The organism is Alcanivorax sp. HI0044 (assembly GCF_001634945.1).
The window spans coordinates 1-1,713 of the sequence record NZ_LWEZ01000733.1 but is presented as its reverse complement, the minus strand read 5'-3'; the positions used below and the strand labels follow the sequence as shown (position 1 = coordinate 1,713).

Sequence of the window (1,713 nt, the reverse complement as noted above, 5' to 3'; positions counted from 1 at the left end):
GCCACTGATCAGCACAGGCGCGCGATTATGCCAGAAAAGAGAATCAGTGGCGATTCCCCATCGGACCGTGCGGTCACGGCGGCGGGGCCAAGTTGACAGTTGATAATTGACAGTTGACAGCGCTGGAGTGCCCCCGATTTAGTAGACACCTAATGATTAAACGGTCGCAGCATAGGCACTGGGGGAAACTCCTCCCAGTGCCATGTGCCGACGCACATTGGGATAGTACTGGTCCGTATAGTAACGAACTTCGCTCGCCATTTCGTCTCGGCCTATCTCTCCAAGAGGGCGAGTCCACTCCTTTTTTAGCAAGGCAAAGACACTCTCGGCACAAGCATTGTCCCAGCAGTTGCCGCGCCGGGACATGCTGATGGTCACCTTTCTGTCATTGAGCCAACTCAGCACCTCTTCACTACGATATTGGCTGCCTTGGTCTGAGTGGAACAGCAAATCACGCCCCGCAGGTTTCTGGCGCCTCCAGGCCTGTTTCAGCGCCGCTATAACCAATTGTGAGCAGTTAACCGGCCCCATCGCACGGCCCACGATCTGACGAGTCCCCAGATCCAGCACAACGGCAATGTAGAGCCAGCCTTCTTGGCAGCGGATCTGGGTAATATCCGACACCCAGACACGGTTGGCCTTCCCAACCGAGAACTGGCGATTCAGCAGATTGGGCAACACCGGTAGAGACGACTTGGCCTTGCGGTAGCCGGGCTTGGGCGCCGTACGCGAACGGTAGCCCGCCGCCTGCAGCAACCGCTGAACCTGATTTTTCCCACAGCAAAACCCCGCATCCTGGGCATGCAGCCAGAGCTTACGGTAACCCGGTATGCTTTGCTGACGACGAGCCTCTTTCAGAAGGAAGGCCAAGAGGGCGTCATCGCGCCTCTGTTTTGGCCCCGGACAACGCTGACGCTCCCGCCAACGGTAATAGCCTGCTCGTGAGACATCGAGTACTGCGCACATCACCGATACCGGCCAGGCTTGGCTACGGCAGGCATCGATGAAGGCAAATCTTATTTGCCGTGCTTGGCGAAGTACTCGTCCGCCTTTTTTAGGATTTCATTCTCCAGCTCGGCTCGCTTGAGCTGCTTTTTCAGGCGAGAAATCTCTCCTTCCAGGTCTTTGAGGCTTTTATCGGGTCCCGTGTTCTGGACGGATTTAGCAGACGGTTTCTTGGTCACAATCCATTCTCTTCGCCAGCGGCTTAACAACTTTGGGTGTATGCCTAGCTTGCCAGCTAGTGCGGACTGTGTCTGCGTGGTGGATAGCGAGGCCTGCACGGCCTCGCGTTTGAAATCATCGCTGAAGTAGCGCTTGGCTTTGTATTTCATGACACCTTCTCTCCAAATGAAGGTGTCTACTTTTTCCGGGGCATTCCAGCNACGCTTTCTGTTTCAGAACGAAAAGAGGTCGCGCCCACCGTGTGGGCGCGGCCTCTTGCGTTTCAGATTCCACCCATTTCATATCGCGCCGCTGTCAACTGTCCATTATCAACTGTCAACTGATTAGCGGCGTCAGGATCGTGTCCCTGGTTTCTTCATTCACACCGGGAAAATCACGCATGAAATGCAGGCCGCGGCTTTCCTTGCGTTGCATGGCGGAGCGGATGATTAGCTCGGCGATCACCACCAGGTTGCGCAGCTCCAGCAGATCGTTGCTGATGTGGTAGTTGCTGTAATACTCGGCGATCTCGCTCTTCAGCAGTTCGGC

General features: G+C 55.7%; 1 protein-coding gene and 1 pseudogene. Both read right to left on the bottom strand.

From position 1 onward, the window contains the following. Positions 1–156: 156 nt before the first annotated feature. Positions 157–1,334, bottom strand: a protein-coding gene (locus tag A3730_RS08815) for an IS3 family transposase (RefSeq protein ID WP_156496823.1) whose coding sequence is annotated in 2 segments (ribosomal slippage) — positions 157–1,043 and positions 1,043–1,334 — 1,179 coding nt in all. Because the reading frame shifts where the segments join, the coding sequence is not laid out codon by codon here. Positions 1,335–1,500: 166 nt separating this feature from the next. After that, positions 1,501–1,713 (bottom strand): annotated as a pseudogene (locus tag A3730_RS08805) (L-aspartate oxidase); the annotation flags it as partial.